The organism is Picosynechococcus sp. PCC 11901 (assembly GCF_005577135.1).
Lineage (GTDB): Bacteria > Cyanobacteriota > Cyanobacteriia > Cyanobacteriales > MRBY01 > MRBY01.
This window is the reverse complement of sequence record NZ_CP040357.1, coordinates 40,602-58,428: the sequence shown is the minus strand read 5'-3', so window position 1 is coordinate 58,428 and position 17,827 is coordinate 40,602. Positions and strand designations below refer to the sequence as shown.

Below are 17,827 nucleotides of genomic sequence, written 5' to 3'. Positions count from 1 at the left end.
TCATCCACACAATCAGACTTCGTTTATTTACAAGTAAAAACAGTGGTAAGGGCCAACTCAATCAAGTAGTTATCTTCTCTCTTTAAAAAAAATTAGGTCACACGAAAGAAGAATCAGGTAATCATCATGCCAGCTTAACACGGCGCAACAGCACAGCATTAACCGCCACAATTACAGTAGAAAGACTCATCAGTAAGGCTCCCACTGCAGGGGAGAGCACAATTCCCCATTTCGATAATATCCCGGCTGCTAAGGGGATTGCGACAATATTGTACCCTGTGGCCCAAAATAAATTTTGCAGCATCTTGCTGTAGGTCTTTTTGGCTAGCACTAGAGCTTTCACCGCATCCAAAGGATCATCTTCCACTAATACCAAGTCAGCAGATTCGATTGCCACATTAGTACCTGCTCCAATCGCCAGCCCCATGTTGGCTTCCAGGAGTGCTGCTGCATCATTGATTCCATCTCCGACAAACGCAGTGGGGGCATCTTTTTTGAGGTCTTTAATACGCTTAACCTTGTCTTCTGGTAATACACGAGCATAATAGCGATCAATGCCTAAATCCTCAGCGACGGCCCGAGCTACAGCCTCTGCATCACCCGTGATCATCACTGTCTGAATATTCATCTGATGGAGACGCTCAATAGTGGTACGAGCACGTTTCCTAACTTGGTCAGCCATGGAGATTACGGCAATAACACGATCATCCGCCATCAAGACAACAGCACTTTCACCACGATCATCAGCTCTATCTAGCGCTTGTTGTAACGAATCAGGAAAAGATAAGTTTCTCTCTGTTACCCACTCAGGACGCCCTACATAATAGGCTTGACCCTCAATGATGCCTTGCACTCCCCGTCCAGTAATCGTTTGAAAATCTTGCATCTGGGGAGTTGCAACTGATCATCTTTGGCTGCACCAACAATGGCCTTCGCTAGAGGGTGCTCGGATGGATTTTCTAAGGCGGCAGCGATCGCCAATGCCTGATCATCTTCCATGCCATCCGCGGTAACCGCTTGCACCCCAAATTGGCCTTGGGTCAATGTTCCTGTCTTATCAAAAGCGACAATTTTAATATCTTTTTGCTCGTTCTAAAGAGTCTCGATTGCGGACTAAAAATGCCATTGCGGGCAGCCAACCCCGTGGAATTGGCGATCACCAAAGGGATCGCTAACCCTAGGGCATGGGGACAAGTAATCACTAGGACTGTGACCGCTCGATTGATAGAAAAAATGAGATCAGTGAGACTGAGCCAGACAATAAACGTGAGGGTACCAGAGGCGATCGCGATGATGGTCAGCCAGTAGGCAACTTGATCGGCTAATACTTGGTAGCGGCTTCGGGACGATTGAGCTTCTTCCACCAATCGCATAATTTGACTGATGGCAGTATCTTCTCCAATCCGCGTCACTTTCACTTGCACAGAGCCATCTGTATTCACAGAGCCCGCCACAACTTCATCACCAACTTCTTTATGAACAGGCTTTGATTCCCCCGTTAAAAATGACTCGTTAATACTGGTGTGCCCCTCAATCACTTCCCCATCATTGGGAATTTGTTCTCCTGGACGAATCAGAATCACATCTCCGGTCTGAATTTCATCTACAGGCACATCCTCAATTTGCCCATCCTGCATACGGTGAGCTTCATTAGGTACTAAAGTAGAGAGTTCTTCCAGGGCTTTACTGGCTCCCTGTACCGAAGCCATTTCGATCCAGTGGCCTAGCAGCATAATGTCAATTAATGTTGCCAGTTCCCAGTAAAAAGGCATGCCCTCTAAACCTAGGGAGACAGCCACACTGTAGATAAAAGCCACGGTGATCGCCAGAGCAATCAGCGTCATCATGCCAATCTTACTTTTAAATTCATGCCATGCTCCCTGGAGGAAAGGCCAACCACCATAGAAATAGAGGGCAATCCCCAAAATCGGACTAATCCACCCAGAGCCAGGAAAGGTGATCGCTTCATAGTTCAGCCAGCCTTGAAGCTGTGGGAAAAATATAAGATTGGTAGCGTCAAAATTAGTGAGACAAAAAAACGCTGTTTAAACATCCCTGGACTGTGGTGTCCATGGCCGCTGTGGCCACCATGGTGCCCATGTTTACTGCCTTTATGATGATTCTGATGCTTGGAATGGTGATCCTGAGAATGGGAATGATTCATTACAATTTTCGAGATAATTCTGCATTGTTTTGCGTTGTCTTACCTTTTCTTTAGGGGAAAGATTAAAGCTGACGTGAGTTCGGGATAAGGGAAGAGGGGTAGAGTAGTCTGGAAGTGTCCAAACTAAACCAATCTACTCACCCCATGTCTAGTCTAGAAGAACTTTTCTGTAATGTGGATGACTTCTGTCAAATCTTTGAGCCTCTCTGGCATCAAGAGTTAATTCAAGGCGGTACAGTGACTCGACTTCGCTCCCGTCGTTTATGCCTCAGCGAAATTCTGACAATCTTGATCTCCTTTCATCGCGAATCCTACCGTAATTTCAAACATTTCTACGAAAAGTATGTTTGTCAACATTGGCGAGAAGCCTTTCCACACCTCGTCAGCTATCAGCGTTTTATCGAGTGGATACCTTCGACGATTGTGCCTTTATGTGTGTATTTAAAGCATTGTTTCGGGAGCTGCACAGGTATCAGTTTCATTGATGCGACAAGCCTAAAAGTCTGTCACAGTAGGCGTATTCACAGTCACAAGGTCTTTGATGGTCTTGTGGCTCTCGGCAAAACTTCCGTGGGTTGGTTCTATGGTTTTAAGCTTCATTTAGTGGTCAATGAACTGGGAGAGTTGCTCAATGTTCAAATCACCGCAGGTAATGTAGATGACAGAAAACCCGTAGAGGAGTTAGTGCAGCAATTATTTGGCAAAGTCTTTGCAGACAGAGGCTACGTTTCTCAACCGTTAACGGAGAAGTTACGGGAAACCTATGGGATTGAGTTTTTTGCGAAGCCAAAACGCAACATGAAGAACAGATTAATGCGTTTGACAGATAAATTATTATCGAGAAAGCGCTTCATTATTGAGACAGTGATTGACCAGTTAAAGAATATTTCACAAATTGAGCATTCCCGCCATCGTAGTCCGGTGAATTGCTTTGTGAATATACTTTGTGGCTTAATCGCCTACTGCCATCAGCCGAAAAAGCCCTCGCTACAGTTAGACTGGGCATTACAGCCTTCGGCTTAACCCGAACTCACGTTAAAGCTGACTATTGGATCTATGATCATAGTATGCCTTTTAGGCCATTACAGGTCTCTCTTTAGGAGTCTTAAATTAAAAAGAGGTTTGACCATGGATACCAAAGTTTTAGCTTTTATTGCAGCTGGATTTGCTGGCGGTGTTCTTGTTTCTTTACTTGTTGGAGTTCTATTGATGGGGGGAATGATCGGGCGTGGCGGTATAATGCGAGGCTGGAGCTGGGAATGTACCAGCATTAACATCCCCCCAGTGATTTTAGCGGCAGCATCTTAATGTGATTCAAATAGATTATTAAGTAAACACTTATTCATATCAAAATCTATTAATCGTTGCTGCTACTGAGACCATAGAGAGTGGCCGGAACTGCGATAGTCATCGCAAATAGGAGTTCTCCTAAACCATCTGGGATTTGGGTATTTGGTGGGGGACTCTTTTGATTTTGCTCACCCACTTTATGATTTTTAGTGATATTTTGATGTACTTCTTGTCGTTCAAAAACATCATCTTTTTTAAGCACTGACTTAGAAGATTTTGGCTTCTTGATATGATATTTTTGCTTATGAGAATAAGCCGAATGAGGAATTGCCAGTGTAGCTAATAACATTAATAATGCTGTTCTCATATTAATCATTTAGTTCTTTCCAATTCATTAGTGAACGATTTATCGTTTTTTTAGAATAAAAGTCTTATTCCTCCCACAGCCGCCCAAGTTTCCACGTCTTCACTCTCTGCTCGACTGTAGTCCGCAGATCCAAAAAATTTGCGTGACCAGTCTATTCCACATAAGGAGCAACATTGCGACTAATTTCGTAGCGGAGACGGGCACTCAGGCCAATATCATTCAAACCAGAACCGACGCCGAATTCCTCCACGGATTGAGCCGCAAGATTCACTTCTAGTTCTGGTTGCAGAATTAGTCGTTGGGTGAGCAGTAATTGTCGTTCTAGACTAAAACGGGCAGAAATATCCCCAGCTTCACTGATAAATAGTGCAGCATCGGTTTCTAGTTTGTAGGGCAGCAAACCCTGAAGGCCAATCACGCCTAAAAAACGATCTTTGCTGCCATTTTCTTCCCATTCGGAGTCATAACGAAGTCCCGTTTGCAGTTCCCAAAATGGTGCGATTAGTTTGGAATAGAGCACTTGGGTTTCCTGTTCGCCGTCGCCTGTCTCCGTACCAATTTCACCTTCAGATTTAAGCCATAGCCGCTGGTAATCACCGCCACGCCAGCCGTTAACTTCCCAATTCACACTGTTTTCCCCTGATTGGTTACGGTATTCCAATTGTTCAAAGAGCAAGAGTCCATAGGTTTCATCGCCGTGATACTTCGGTTCTACGCCGGGGAGGGGGTAAATCTTGGGGGGATATCTGAATGATCAGCGCCATGGTTATGTTGGGCGATCGCCGTTTCTGGTAATGGACCGTGTTCAGCGGCGGCTGGGTTCATGGGCAGCAGTCCTAAACTGAAGGCGATCGCCCCTAGGGTTTTGTTTAAAAGATAATGCTTCACGACTGTTCTCCCAGGGGACGTTCTACAACTGTGACGGTGCGCATCATACCTGCTTCCATGTGATAGAGCAGATGGCAATGGAAAGCCCAGTTTCCTGTCACATCCACATTGACTTCAACGGAACATTTTTCGGCAGGTTTGACATTGAGGACATGTTTGCGAGGTTTATAAGCCCCTGCACCATTGTCAATTTCCATCCACATGCCATGGAGATGGATCGGGTGCTCCATCATGGTGTCATTAACAAAAGTTAGGCGTAACCGTTCGCCATAGTAGAACTGCAAAATGGGTGATTCAGAATATTTTTTGCCGTCAAAAGACCACATATATCGTTCCATGTTGCCCGTCAGATGTAGCTCTAACTCTCGCTCGGGCGATCGCCGATCAGATCCTGGTTCTAAACTACGTAGATCTGTATAGACCAAGACTTTATGGTCGGGGATACTTTCTAAACCGATTCCCGGCTCATGGAGACGATTTTTCACCATCATCGGTACACCTGCATTACCGACCCCATGGTGATCTGGGCCATGGGGCACCGCCTCACCTAAATCAGGCCCCCCATGATCCATCTGGTGCATACCATGTCCAGAATGACCCATCGCTGGGGCTGTATCCATGTTGTGCATATCGTGGCTGGAGTGATCCATCGCTGATGACGGACTCATCTCAGGCATATTGTGCCCAGAATGGGAATGATCCTCATTGGGCATGGCATTCATCTCATGCCCAGAATGCTCCATTTGATAGTTCTTATGGTCAGTGGGTTTGGCTTGCTGTTTCGAGCCGTGTCCCCCATGGTCACCGTGGGAACCGTGATCCATGCCCATATCTTCCATTGTGCGGAGGGACGAGTTCTCAGGGGAGGGATCGCCGCAACCAGGCCCATTTGAGGCGATAAAGTTCCCCTAGCATAGCCGCTACGATCCATTGTTTCTGCAAAAATGCTGTAGGGTTTGCTTTCCTCTGGCTCGACGATCACATCATAGGTTTCTGCCACCGCAATCCGAAATTCATCAACGGGTACAGGTTGAACGTTTTGACCATCCGCCTGCACAACAGTCATTTTTAGCCCCGGAATTCGCACGTCGAAATAGGTCATGGCAGAGGCATTGATAAATCGCAGACGGACTTTTTCTCCCCGTTTAAACAATGCTGTCCAGTTATTCGCTGGCGCCATGCCATTCATCAGATAGGTATAGGTTGCCCCAGTGACATCAGCAATATCAGTAGGATCCATGCGCATCTTTGCCCAGTCAGTATCTTCGCCAAAATGGGCGATCGTGCGTTGTTGGTAGTTATAAAAAGTGCTGACTTTCTTCAGATTACTCAGAACTTGATGGGGATCTTCTTCTGTCCAGTCCGAGAGCATCACGACGTAATCGCGGTCATAGCTAAAGGGTTCGGGTTTCAGTGGGTCGATGATTAAGGCACCAAAATGTCCCTGTTGTTCTTGTAAGCCACTGTGGCTGTGGTACCAGTAGGTGCCGTTTTGGTTGACGGGAAATTCGTAGCTGAAGGTGGTTTTGGGCTTGATGCCGTTGAAGCTAATGCCCGGTACGCCGTCCATGGTGGCAGGCAGGATTAACCCATGCCAATGGATCGATGTTTCGCTGTCGAGTTCGTTGCTCACATTAATCTTGGCGATTTGTCCTTCTTTGAGGCGAATCACCGGGCCGGGGACTGTGCCGTTGACGGTGATGGCATTACTTTGGCGATCGCCGATTTTGATTTGCTCCTGAAAGACTCTGAGATCAATCTGATCTGGATAGCGATCTATCGGCAGGAGTTCCCTAACATCGGTGAAGCAACCCCCGTGGCACGGGCTGATCGGTGGAGTAGGGGATGTAAACCGACGCTAACGCCAAATCCCGTTGCTAATTTTAATAGTTGTCGCCGACTGATAGCTGTATATCGTTCCTTCATCACAGATTTTGTTATCCGTAGGGGTTGATCGTGGTCAATTTTTAATAATTATTTCTTTGATTTACTGAGATTAAACAGTTAAATTGTTTTTCTTTTTTGGATCATTTTCAAAAATTTCAAAAGCCACAGGACAAAACCTGTCACGACCATGAAAAGCAGGCCAAAAGCATTTAAGAATGGATAAATAAAATCAAGATTGACATTGCCGAATGTGCCTCGATGCAAGTCCAGCAGCCAAATGTACTGATCAACTTTGTCGGTTAGGACAGCAACTTGAAAGAGGGAACCTGTAATCAGAGTCAGGAGGAAAGGCAGGAGAATAATAGGCACAAGAGCATAGTGAATATAGCGAATATAAGACTGATTAAAAAAAACGCATGGTCTTGGGCTAGATCTCTTAAATACCAGGGAACAACGGGGGCTATTGGGGGCTTGGGTAGGGGCGAATAACCCCCACCTGATTTAGCCCGAACTAATGAATTGGGTTATCCGTTGTTTGTGGGAGGAGTTTTACGGCGACCATGTTGATGGCCAGCATGGGCGACGAGATCAGTATTGTTCAGACTGCTAGTCGGTTCTGCCATGGTTTTATGGGAACAGTCAGAATTTGCTTCTGGAGAATGCTCCATATGTTCAGAATGGTTCATGCCTTCCATGTGTTCTGCGTGATTCATTTCTTCCATGGACTCCATCTGCTCAGCATGGTGCATATTTTCCATGTGCTCGCTATGGTCCATGGTTTCCATAGTCCCCATGGGTTCAGCATGGTGCATATTGCCATGGGTCGACTGGGCGATCGCCGCTGGTGTGATTGTGGGGAGAACAGCCAGGGAAGTTAAGAGAGCAAAGATATATTGACGCATGAAATCTCGATTAAATTTGTGATGATGGTCTTGATGGTAGTGGGCAAAAATGAAATGGCAATGAAATTTTGTAGAAACGAGGGCAATGAGAATTTTATTGGTAGAAGATGAGCCAGATTTAGGGGCAATTATTGAGCGCACCCTGACGCGGGAAAAATATATTGTGGATTGGGCGAGGGATGGCGAGGCGGCATGGGATTATCTGCAAAGTCCTTGGGCGCAATATACGGTATTGGTGGTAGATTGGCTCCTGCCGAAGTTGTCGGGGTTAGCGCTCTGTCAGCGGTTGCGGGAGACAAACTATACATTGCCGGTGTTGATGTTGACGGCAAAGGATCGAGTAGAAGATCGCGTGCAGGGTCTGGATGCTGGGGCGGATGATTATTTAGTAAAGCCTTTTAGTAATGCGGAATTGTTGGCGCGACTGAGGGCCTTACAACGGCGATCGCCCCACCTCCAATCACGGCGCTTAACTTTGGGGCCCCTCACCTTGGACTATGACAGTTTCACGATTAGGGCGGACAACGGTGCAACAGTTACACTGACAGCAAAAGAATTTCAGTTGTTAGAATTTTTGATGCAACATCCCCAACAAATTTTGAGCCGAGATCAAATTTTGTACCACGTGTGGTCAATGGATGCTGACCTAAAAAGCAATGTGGTGTCGGCGCAGATGCGTTTGCTGCGGCGTAAATTGATAGCCTGTGGGGCGGAAGATTTGATTGAAACGGTACATGGCTTGGGCTATCGCTTGGCTCCGGGAAAGGCGGTCAATGAATCGTAACCCGGCTTTTTTACGGACTAGACAACGACTAGCGGGGTTGTACGCTGGGACGATGGGGCTGATTTTATTAGTCTTTGGGCTGGGGTTCTATCGGGCGATCGCCCATGACCAGTGGCAATCTCTGAACCGGAAATTAGTAACCATTGCCGGAACTCTCCATGACGGCATTGAACCTGCTTTAGCAGAGGTGGGCCAAGTAGAACCCGTGGTAGAACATTTTTTACCAGGTGTGGTGTGTGTAGCGGATAAGTCATGTGAAACAGCAATTGCTGGTGAGCAACGCCACATTGTGGGGATGGTGCAGCAAGAAAATTATTATGTGCGTTTCATTGATCAGACAGGCAAACTGTTGGCAACTGTGGGTCAGGTGCCAGATTACGAACAAAATGCTTATTCTCCCTCGTCAGAACAACCCCAAACTCGCATAGACACTGACGGAATTGCCTACCGCGAAATTACACTATTCCTTAAAACCAATGATCAGCAACCCTGGGGTTATATCCAAGTGGGGCGATCGCTCACAGAATATGAAACGGTTCTCCACCACCTGCGCTGGCAGTTAATGCTGGGGCTACCCACTGTTATGGTTTTAGTCCTCGCCGCCAGTTGGTGGCTATCTAATTTAGCGATGGCTCCGGCCTACCGCGGCTATCTACAGATTCAACAATTTACCGCCGACGCCGCCCATGAACTCCGCACGCCGCTGACGGTGATTCGTTCGACCATTGACTTTATCCTTGGGGAACCACAACTGACGGAGGTAGACAGTCGTCAAACTTTAAAAATTATTGAGCGTCAAAATAATCGTCTTGCCCACTTGGTGCAGGATTTATTGCTGTTGTCGCGCCTAGATTTGGAACCGATACCCCTCCAGCAACCCTGCTCCTTGGCGACCATCGCCACAGACTTGATCGAAGAATTCTCAGCAATGGCGATCGCCGCCCACCTCACCCTCCTCGCTGAGATCCCTCCAAATGACCCCTTTGAAATCCTTGGCAACGAAGAGCAGTTATATCGACTCCTCGCCAATTTGATTGCCAATGCTATTCAGTACACCCCCGTTGGCGGCATAATCACCCTTACCCTCAGACGCCAAAGCCGAGAAATTTTAGTAGAGGTCGCCGATACAGGTGTTGGTATTCCCCTTGCAGACCAGAAATATATTTTTGATCGTTTCTATCGGGTGCATGCAGACCGTGCCATCCATACCGGAGGTACAGGTTTAGGGCTGGCCATTGCCCAGGCGATCGCCCGCGCTCACCAAGGCAATATCCACCTCATCAGTCGCCCTAACCAAGGTAGTACATTTACTCTTCACTTACCTTTACCTCGCAGGAAAACCATTCTAGAAAATCACAATACTTAGTTGGGCCTAAGCTATCTACTGTCCTTTGCGAGGGTATCCGTCAAACACCACAGGCGATCGCCAACCGAATGGGAAGATTACCAAAGCGACTCATCGTAACCCCAAGCACCTCATCGGCTACCCCAAAAAGACAATGTCACATTCTCGTCACACCTATTTACGATCAGATACCTGCGTTAAGGGAACCATTTCAATCAAAGGACAAATATCTTCCGGCTGTGAATGAATCTGATCACTGCTCCAACGGTCGCGATAAGCCTCTAACTCAGTTTTAAAAAGGATCATTTCTTGAATTTTTACCTCAAGCTGCTGAATCTTTTCTTGCAATAGGTGCTGAACAAAATCACAAGGTAGATCACCACGGCGATGTACCGTCAAAATTTCTCGAATATCTCCCAGGGATAAACCGAGGGATTGGGCTTTTTTAATGAATCGCACCTGCTGCACAATGTTTGGTGAGTAGTAACGGTAGCCATTATCACCCCGCTCCGAATTGATCAGTCCTTGATCTTCGTAATAGCGTAATGCTCCTACAGCTACTTTTGTTTGTTTCGCCACATCGCCTATTTTTAAGCCAGTAATAACCGCCATAGAAAATTCCTTTTATTTTCTTCCATCTTAAACCTTGCACCTAACTAGAGAGTAAAGCAAAAAGATTTTTTCAAAAAAAGCCATTGATCCTCTTGACTCTACAGCTCACTACAGGGTTTAGGGTTGATGCATGGAACTAACAACTACCTTTTCTATTGAAGGAGACAAACCCATGTCTACAATCACAAAAACTATGACAAGCCCTCACGGCAACGTAAGTATTGAGCCAAAAGCCGTCAGACTATATCGTATGTCAACTTCTGAACATGAATGTCCTTGGGGATTGAGGGCAATTAATCTTCTTAACGAACATGGCATTGATTTTGAAGATGTACGCTTAACTTCACCAGAAGAAGTTGCTGCTTTTAAAACAAAGCATGATGTACCTACAACGCCACAAATCTTTTTTGGTGACTATCGCATTGGTGGGTATAGCGATTTAGCTGATTATTTTGATATTGAACCTGAAAAACCAGATTATTCCTATACACCTGTGGCGGCTTTATTCTCCACTGCTGGTTTGATTGCTGCGGCGACATCGATCGGTGTTTCTGGTTTTATGGGTGTTTCTTTATCGATGTTGGCTTCCTTGAAGTTGATGGATATTAATTCCTTTTCGGAAAGCTTTGCGAAATACGATCTCGTGACTCAAAAGTTTAAACCCTATGGCAAGGTCTATCCTTTTGCGGAATTGTTGATCGGTCTGGGCTTTCTTTCGGGAATCGCTCCTTTAGCAACCGGTATCAGCTCTTTGGCAATTGGTATGAGTGGTGCGGTATCGGTTTTCAAGGCAGTTTATATTGATAAAATTGCGTTGAATTGTGCTTGCATTGGTGGGAATTCTAAAGCACCCCTAGGAATTGTGAGCTTTGCGGAGAATGCCATCATGGCGCTCATGGGAGCGACTCTCATTTTCTCGACCGTAAGTACTCGTCCAGTGGAAACACAATCGACTCTCTTCTTTCGAGAAGCGGCGATCGCCCAGGTTGAAGCAATGAAAAATAAGTAGACTGCCTCACAATAGTGCACGAGTCGCTTCTATTTTGATGAAATCCTTCTTCCAGAAGCGACTTTCTCCCGACGAGAAACCTTTTAATCATGAAGATTTAAGTATCTCAGGAGTATAGGGATATAAATCTAGTTTTTGTAGTGTTTTTAGCGCAGTAAAAATCATAAATTAAAGGCATCAACCCACTCAGAGCCAGCATAATTGTCGAACCACAGAGCAATTTTCCTGATGGTTTTGACGTTGTAGGCACGAATTAAACCCTCGATGACAGTTCTTGACCCATGGCAAAGCTCAATGGGTGCTTTTTGAGTTCTTTCTATGAGTGGAGGTAGTGGATCTGGCTCAGGTTCAAGATTACTACAACCAATATCCTGTAGTGAATTTAACGGCTGCACACACCCCCGATTATTATTATTTTCAAAAGGTGTGTGCAGACTATAAATCTCCTGTATCCACGGGGTTTCAGAGTTCATCTGTAACTCACCATACCGCTCAATATTTCGGGGTAATCGAGCGACTAAATCCGCTTTGGTGAGAGCTAAGTTATCTCCATCAAGACAATAGACTCGTATCCGGCGATTGTTCATCGTAATTTGCTTTGACTCAGTCCGTAAGCCAAAAATTCTGAGGAGTGCTCCAAAGTAGGCTGATGGGGTGGCATTTTTCCCGCAGGTCAGCCTAACTCCCATCAAAGCTAGTTCATCACGCTGACTCGCCAGAATCTGCGCGGCTTCTCTAACGATGGGGTGATTGGCATGCCACTCCTGGCCTGATAAAACGTGGTCAAGGATTTTGCCAATGCCGATATTTTCGAGGGTTTGAACCCTGAGGCTATGGTGGGAAATATCTTGCTGACAGACTCCACCCTTTTGTTTGTGGATGCTGGCTTGGTCGAGGGCCTGGGCAATTTGAGGGAAAGCTTGCATTTCTAGCTTTTCTAATTCCTTTCGCCGCCGCCCCTTCCGGTCTTTAAGGACATCATCAGCAGTGACTGTTTCGGGTTCAGATACACGCCAATCAGCCAGGTCAAATTTATAGAGCGATCGCCGTTCCACTTCTGTCAGTTCATCTTCCCTGTCTCGGTATTGTTTAGCCTGTTCTAGGGTGAGGTTATTGGCTTGGGCTGTGAGGGTTGCATCATGCTTTTTAAACTCGCTACGGATAGCAGCGACCCCGGCTATGATGTCTTTGACCTCATCCGCTGGAAGCTGACACAGTTCATAGTTGACGGTCTTTGTATCCCGTTCTAGTCGAGCCAGCAGGTCTGCCCGAAGGTGAGCCAGTGACCAATTCTTTTCCGCCTGGTAGTGGAAGTAGGGATCACCTGGATCAATCCAGCGCCACTCATCATCAAGACGACTTGCTTTTGCTTTAGCCAGTCGAGCTTTAAAACAAGCGTCTGGGGTGAGCTGATTATATTGATGGTTGGTTTCCTCTACCCAAATATAGCGAGGAACATTAAGGCGATAGCGGTCGAGAAACTGCATCAAATCAGCCGCAGTGAGGTTATCAGCCCAGCCATAGAGCAGTACCGCATCAAAAGCATCGGCAGTGATGGAAAAACCAGTACCAAGGATCGGGGAAACGGCGAATAGTCCCGGGCGGTTTTGTCGTAACCATTGGTTAGGATTACTCAGAAAATCTTTGTACCCATGGGCATTGTCAGCATGGATAGCCATGGCACCGCAGGCATGGGCGAGAAGTTTTGCATCAGATTTACGGCTACAGAGAACCAAGACTCGCTGGCCTTCATCCTGTAACTGGTAGAACTTCTGCCACCATTGGGCTTCATGTTCAAAGACTGTATCAATTCGTTGTTTTTTGACATGTTCGACCTTAACGACAAAAGGCTTGCGGCCTGTATGTTTCTCAAAGAGTTTCACCTCAAAATCAGTGAGGTCAGCACTGACGCCGAGGGTCTCCTTAGCGCGGATAGTATCTTGCCAAAAATTTTGGATATTGGTTTGCCGTTGACCATCCCTGCCATGGGTGGCGGACATCAACAGGTTTTTAAGCTGTTGGTCAAACTCATCAATAAAGCAACCCGCACCCCGGTCTAGAAGATTATTGATCGGGCGGGTTAGGCTAAGGCGAGATTCAGAACAGTAGGCGAGGTGGTCGGTGAACTGGCCATGGCCATCAAACAATTGACCATTGTGAATAGTCAGATCAGTCCGGTAGGTAAAGCCCAATTTACCACCGCCATCAATAGCCAGAGCTTTTCGGTGGAATGGAGCAATGCCTCGGAGCCAAGCGTTAACATAGCGTCCCGCAAATTCCGTTTTGCCAAGACCTCGTGCTGCTTGGAGGAATACATCCCGAGACTGGTTGGTTAAGTCTCGCAGGGAAATATCACCCCGCTTGAGGGCTTCAAATTGTTCCTGGGAAAGTACCAAGTCAGCGGTGAGCTGGTCACTGGTTGCTAGTCTTTCCTTGGCTTTTCTTCGAGTTTTCTCAAAGGCAAAGGGTTTAAGCCAATCCCAGGGCGATCTCCTCCTGTAGCGGCCAAAGTATTCATCACAGTCTTTTTTAGCCTTATCCCGCCACTGTCCCCAATCGGCGAACTTGATGACGGGGATGGCTTTCACCAGTTTGCCGTAGCCTGTATAGAGGTTTTTCTTCTTCAGATTCTGGCTATCAGCATCAGGAAGGAGGGTAAAACGCCGAACTTTGTCATAGACCCCTAACAATCGCTGGACAGACTGCTCCCCAAAAATACCGCCTGCTGCACCCACCAGAATCACCTGGGGATTATGCCGCCATTCGAGGAAGGCTCGGATTAGGGATTTGAGTGCTCCCTCGCAGAACTTCACCTCGTAGGGTTGGCTTGGGTTGAACTGGGGCGATCGCCAAACGAATAAGGGATTTTCACCTGTTTCCTTGAGGTGGTTACGTCCGGCAAAAATGGCCCAGTCATATTTCCGTTGAGTACGGTCGTCTAAAGCTCGCTGGGCACCGCAGAACATTCTGGTGATGGAATCTAGCGCTGTGATGCCATAACCACCCTGACAGGCAAAGAGCCAGTGCTTAGAAAGGGCAAAGTCAATCTCAGCTTGGGTTAGTCCCCGCTGTAATAAATCAGCATTCTGAGTCGGGGTGAGTTGGGCCTTATAACCCAGAATTTTCTGATGGCGTTTTGGGATGGTAGGAAGACTAGCTAGTCGTTGTGCTTCTTTCGCCTGATGTTCTACCCTTAGACGTTGGAGTTCTGCTCTATGCTTATCTGCGTTAAAGCCTGGGCCTTGGTCGGGGGAGTAAAGACCCCAGAGGCCCTGGGAGGAATCGAGACCGTGGTAATGCCAGCCGGGAACATTCCCATCGGGCCAGACCATACAGAGGACAAGGTCTGAATTTTCTTTGGTGCGACACTTGCCGGAGGTGTCATGACAGACGGGACAGGGGTGATGACGCTTCGTCGGAATGAATTTTCCGGCAAAATTTAAGGAATTTCTATCGTCAAAAGTTCGCTGAGGGGTTAACATACAAGTACCCCCCGCTGATTCAGTTTTAATAATTGAGCGGTAAGTCCCCAGAGATGGGGCAAATGGATAACAGTCAAAAAGCCCTTCTTATCATTCCAATGTTTGGCGACGGCGGATGATTGAGGGGTTTTTTGCTGCCTCGGCAGCTTAGGCATGGTTTTTGATTCCCTTTTGGAGATATTCACCCGTAATTTCTACGAGTTTTAGTGTTAATAATAAAATTACTATAAATTTCTCGCCTTGGCACATCGATTTTTACTATATCCAGGGGGAATTGCCTACTCAGTTGTACGAAAAGGGATATGTTAATTTTTTCAGTCTTCAGTGGCAAAATGCTGATCAAGTTGATCCAACAGAGCTAGGCCGACTTGAGGGTCCCCCATAACCGCCATGGTTTTGAAGCGAGTATAGGCATCAAACTCCGCGAGGGCAATATTAGAAAATTCCTCCATGAGCTTGTTCAGACTGATCCCTCGGCTTTTTGCAAGTTGCTTGAGGCGTAAGTGTTTATCATCGGGTAAGCGAATTGTCAGGGTTGCCATTTAGAGTAGCTCCATGGGTCTGAGGATGGATAAATGGGGAAAGATTAATTCTGCACCTTGAAAGTCTTTGGTATTGTTCGTCACAATTATTGCTGCGTCTCCGGCGATCGCCAATTCAATCAAGTGATTATCTCCTTCGTCCTTTAGATTGGGTCGCCAGAGATAATAAACAGATATCCACTCGCATATTCTGATAAAGGCTGCCAGCAATGCCTGAATCTCTTGCTGATTTAAGGGAGATTTATCCATGATGTCTGCCCGATTGAGGAGAGACTCATATTCAGTGAAAAGTGTATTGCCCATTAAAGGCTGATATTTTCCCTGGAGACAAAGCCGGAGAGCCCTTCGACTATCTCCAGATGCACTGATTAGAGCACTGACAAAGACATTAGTATCGACAACAATACGGGTAGCCATACTTAAAAGGTAGCATATATGCCATCATTTTTGTAAGCCAAAATTTAAGCCACTCCACTGCTCTACTTCATGGACAGTGGTTTTACCCAGGCGAAAGTCAGTGCCGGATGGAGTGTCCTGGGGAAAGAGATAGGCTTCGAGTTTCCTGTCATATTGAATAATCCGCCAGAAATAATCAGGAATATCGTTCGGTTCGTCGGCATTGATTAGGCTGAGGGGCTGATTATCATAGGCGGTTCCCACGATCACATAAACCTCACCGTATTGCTTGACGAGATCTCGTTCATATTCTTCGAGTTCTTTCCAAGCGCCCCGGTTCAGGCTGGCTTTCTGGGGGTAATGTTGCTGAGATAGTTAACCTGTTGCCAATTCTTACCCCGGAATGAGGCGAGGGGAGCTAGATGGCCCCGGTCATAGTTACCCCATTTGTAGGCTCCGCGAAAGTCTTCGGGTTCGAGGGTTTCATTACGGTGAATCTTAGGATCAGCCTCCCATTCCCGGTCTTGGTCAGAACTACCTGTCATAGTTTCCTGATCTAGTCTGTAGGCCACCCAGTCGGCGAACTTGGTATCGTCATTGGAACTGAGACAGTAGATATCCCGCACGATTAAATCGTTGGTGGCTGGGGTTCCTGTGGGTAGGCCATTGGGCAGATGTAAAGGGCAAGGGTCTGTGGTGTTAGTTGGTTTTGTGGCGCTCCCTACGGGAACAGCAGAGCTGAGCGCCTCATTGGGTTCGGTGGGGGGTTCGTAGTTTTGTGCGCCAAAAAAGATTAGGCCGATGCCGATTAGGATTGGAATTGCTCGGACGGGATGTTTAATGATGGTTGTGGTAAGGGCAAGTAACCGCTGAACTTCCTTCATAGCATACAAGTGAACTAAGGCTGTCTGATTAGACTATCACCCCACAAAAAAAGGGGGAAGCCCCCAGAGAAACTAACGGGCCACAGGCACCGAAACAACCCAGACCGGGCCAGAGACAGAGCAGACCCCAGGACGCACCCAGACCGGAACACCCACCAAGCGGGAAGCCCGGAACCCGAACCGAGCCGCCACCCCAGGAGAAGCGAACTCAGCCCAGACCACCGAACCAGAAAACGCCCGAGACGAAGCCCGCACCGACCAACCGACACAACCGCAGGACAGGGCAAGACCAGCAACCCGACGGAAGGGGACAAGAACACGAGAGCCAGAACGACCGACAGCAAAAGAACGACGAATCACGCCAAAAACCTCAGTAACGAAAGGACAAAAAAGAAAAGGGGGCGAACCCCCAGAACGACGGCTCGACTGAGCTCGCCGAAGTCAACTAGACAAGAACACCGGAGCGACGGAGCCGACCGACCCGGGCAGCAAGGGCACCACTGGAGAGAGGGCGACCAGACCGGGAGAGGAGCAGGCAACAAGACGACGGAACGACAGCAGCCCGCACCGCCAGGGAACAAGCAGGGCCAGAAACGACAGAGGGCGCAACAGCAGGACGAGACACCGCTGGGGGAACCGGAGCCGAGCCAGCAGAACCGGAACGACGGCTCGACTGAGCTCGCCGAGGTCCAAAGACAACGAGAAACAAGACAGAAACGAGAAACCAACAGAACAAAAACACGGGCAAAACCCCCAAAAAACAACAACGCGGCCACACCGCAAGGGGTTTTCCTCCCCCGCTCAGTAACCTGTGGCTATTCAGTAACGACCAGCGGAAAGCCCGGAGTGCGCGAGGAAAATGCACCCTGGCCGCGCGGAAAATAACCTTGTCAAATCACCAGTAACGGTGCCTCTGGAAGTCGCGCATAGGGCCAGACCGAAATCAATATCAGCGCCGCAGCTCGGTATAGGCTTTGTAGCGGGTATTTGGCGGGGAAAATAGAAAACCTGTGTGGCCTCAATAACCTGTGGCGAGGCAGTGAACCTTTTGGGAATATTCAAGTTCGCCAGCATAAAGCCCCCAAGGGGGCACGTGCCTTCGCGGCGTAGAGCGATACGGTTATAAACCGCGCATAGCGCACCATATTTTAGGGACTAGGGAAAAAATGAAAAATCCTTGGCTATGGCCTAGAGCTGGAGGCCTGGGTCAAGGGCAAAGTAAAAATCATTGAGGTTTTCTGGACTGTGATACAGGCTAAACTGAATAGCATCCTC

The 17,827-nt window shown here is 47.4% G+C and carries 19 protein-coding genes and 2 pseudogenes; 5 read left to right on the top strand and 16 right to left on the bottom strand.

All coding sequences use genetic code 11. From position 1 onward, the window contains the following. Window positions 1-124 precede the first annotated feature (124 nt). Window positions 125-2,164: pseudogene (locus FEK30_RS00760) on the bottom strand (copper-translocating P-type ATPase). 144 nt (window positions 2,165-2,308) lie between these two features. Between FEK30_RS00760 and FEK30_RS00755 the strand changes: the two are divergent. Together FEK30_RS00755 and FEK30_RS00750 are read left to right on the top strand one after the other, a co-directional pair. Further along, window positions 2,309-3,187, top strand: a complete 879-nt coding sequence (locus FEK30_RS00755; protein ID WP_138071026.1) for an IS982 family transposase — start codon at window positions 2,309-2,311, stop codon at window positions 3,185-3,187. Between the two features lie 105 nt (window positions 3,188-3,292). Then, the gene (locus tag FEK30_RS00750; RefSeq protein ID WP_138071109.1) at window positions 3,293-3,472 is read left to right on the top strand and encodes a hypothetical protein; all 180 of its coding nucleotides are present in this window, start codon (window positions 3,293-3,295) and stop codon (window positions 3,470-3,472) included. A 49-nt stretch (window positions 3,473-3,521) separates the two neighbouring features. Here the strand turns inward: FEK30_RS00750 and FEK30_RS00745 are convergent, their stop codons facing one another. From FEK30_RS00745 to FEK30_RS00720, 8 genes are all read right to left on the bottom strand, one after another. Then, entirely contained in the window at window positions 3,522-3,821 is a 300-nt protein-coding gene (locus FEK30_RS00745; protein ID WP_138071107.1) for a hypothetical protein, read from the bottom strand. Window positions 3,822-3,972: 151 nt separating this feature from the next. Then, window positions 3,973-4,497 carry a copper resistance protein B gene (locus FEK30_RS00735; protein ID WP_168191089.1) on the bottom strand — a complete coding sequence of 175 codons (525 nt, stop codon included), beginning with the start codon at window positions 4,495-4,497 and terminating at the stop codon, window positions 3,973-3,975. A gap of 35 nt (window positions 4,498-4,532) precedes the next feature. Beyond that, window positions 4,533-4,709, bottom strand: a complete 177-nt coding sequence (locus FEK30_RS16625) for a hypothetical protein (protein ID WP_168191088.1) — start codon at window positions 4,707-4,709, stop codon at window positions 4,533-4,535. Further along, window positions 4,706-5,359 carry a multicopper oxidase domain-containing protein gene (locus FEK30_RS17280; RefSeq protein WP_397428994.1) on the bottom strand — a complete coding sequence of 218 codons (654 nt, stop codon included), beginning with the start codon at window positions 5,357-5,359 and terminating at the stop codon, window positions 4,706-4,708. The genes FEK30_RS16625 and FEK30_RS17280 overlap by 4 nt, the downstream gene beginning before the upstream one ends. A 68-nt stretch (window positions 5,360-5,427) precedes the next feature. Next, window positions 5,428-6,435: a copper resistance system multicopper oxidase gene (locus FEK30_RS17275; RefSeq protein ID WP_339374212.1), complete on the bottom strand. Its 1,008-nt coding sequence runs from the start codon at window positions 6,433-6,435 to the stop codon at window positions 5,428-5,430. Between the two features lie 50 nt (window positions 6,436-6,485). Beyond that, on the bottom strand, window positions 6,486-6,635 hold the full coding sequence (locus tag FEK30_RS16620) for a hypothetical protein (RefSeq protein ID WP_168191087.1): 150 nt from the start codon (window positions 6,633-6,635) through the stop codon (window positions 6,486-6,488). A 78-nt stretch (window positions 6,636-6,713) separates the two neighbouring features. Continuing rightward, window positions 6,714-6,965 (bottom strand): PepSY domain-containing protein, encoded by a 252-nt coding sequence (locus FEK30_RS00725; RefSeq protein ID WP_255447811.1) that lies wholly within the window; start codon window positions 6,963-6,965, stop codon window positions 6,714-6,716. A gap of 155 nt (window positions 6,966-7,120) precedes the next feature. Further along, the gene (locus tag FEK30_RS00720; RefSeq protein WP_138071101.1) at window positions 7,121-7,498 is read right to left on the bottom strand and encodes a hypothetical protein; all 378 of its coding nucleotides are present in this window, start codon (window positions 7,496-7,498) and stop codon (window positions 7,121-7,123) included. Window positions 7,499-7,583: 85 nt separating this feature from the next. Here FEK30_RS00720 and rppA point away from each other — a divergent pair, with 85 nt between their 5' ends. Together rppA and rppB are read left to right on the top strand one after the other, a co-directional pair. Continuing rightward, the gene (gene rppA / locus FEK30_RS00715; protein ID WP_138071099.1) at window positions 7,584-8,282 is read left to right on the top strand and encodes a two-component system response regulator RppA; all 699 of its coding nucleotides are present in this window, start codon (window positions 7,584-7,586) and stop codon (window positions 8,280-8,282) included. Then, the gene (rppB, locus tag FEK30_RS00710) at window positions 8,272-9,648 is read left to right on the top strand and encodes a two-component system sensor histidine kinase RppB (RefSeq protein WP_138071159.1); all 1,377 of its coding nucleotides are present in this window, start codon (window positions 8,272-8,274) and stop codon (window positions 9,646-9,648) included. Before rppA ends, rppB begins: the two co-directional genes overlap by 11 nt. 153 nt (window positions 9,649-9,801) lie before the next feature. On the opposite strand, the gene FEK30_RS00705 is transcribed toward rppB, so the two are convergent. Then, a complete protein-coding gene (locus tag FEK30_RS00705; RefSeq protein WP_138071157.1) occupies window positions 9,802-10,239 on the bottom strand; it encodes a heavy metal-responsive transcriptional regulator in 438 nt (145 codons plus the stop codon). A gap of 193 nt (window positions 10,240-10,432) precedes the next feature. On the opposite strand from FEK30_RS00705, the gene FEK30_RS00700 reads away from it, so the two are divergent. Beyond that, the gene (locus FEK30_RS00700) at window positions 10,433-11,248 is read left to right on the top strand and encodes a MauE/DoxX family redox-associated membrane protein (RefSeq protein WP_138071165.1); all 816 of its coding nucleotides are present in this window, start codon (window positions 10,433-10,435) and stop codon (window positions 11,246-11,248) included. A gap of 161 nt (window positions 11,249-11,409) precedes the next feature. Here the strand turns inward: FEK30_RS00700 and FEK30_RS00695 are convergent, their stop codons facing one another. From FEK30_RS00695 to FEK30_RS00670, 6 genes and pseudogenes are all read right to left on the bottom strand, one after another. Beyond that, complete coding sequence (locus FEK30_RS00695; protein WP_138071154.1) at window positions 11,410-14,730, bottom strand: hypothetical protein; 3,321 nt, start codon at window positions 14,728-14,730, stop codon at window positions 11,410-11,412. Window positions 14,731-15,044: 314 nt separating this feature from the next. Further along, complete coding sequence (locus FEK30_RS00690) at window positions 15,045-15,272, bottom strand: toxin-antitoxin system HicB family antitoxin (protein ID WP_030008266.1); 228 nt, start codon at window positions 15,270-15,272, stop codon at window positions 15,045-15,047. Continuing rightward, window positions 15,273-15,689, bottom strand: coding sequence for a putative toxin-antitoxin system toxin component, PIN family (locus FEK30_RS00685; protein ID WP_030008265.1), 417 nt, complete (start codon window positions 15,687-15,689; stop codon window positions 15,273-15,275). A gap of 24 nt (window positions 15,690-15,713) precedes the next feature. Then, window positions 15,714-16,552 (bottom strand): annotated as a pseudogene (locus FEK30_RS00680) (DNA/RNA non-specific endonuclease). Window positions 16,553-16,624: 72 nt separating this feature from the next. Continuing rightward, entirely contained in the window at window positions 16,625-16,912 is a 288-nt protein-coding gene (locus FEK30_RS00675; RefSeq protein WP_138071152.1) for a hypothetical protein, read from the bottom strand. A gap of 85 nt (window positions 16,913-16,997) precedes the next feature. Then, a complete protein-coding gene (locus tag FEK30_RS00670; RefSeq protein WP_168191086.1) occupies window positions 16,998-17,417 on the bottom strand; it encodes a hypothetical protein in 420 nt (139 codons plus the stop codon). Between the last annotated feature and the right edge of the window lie 410 nt (window positions 17,418-17,827).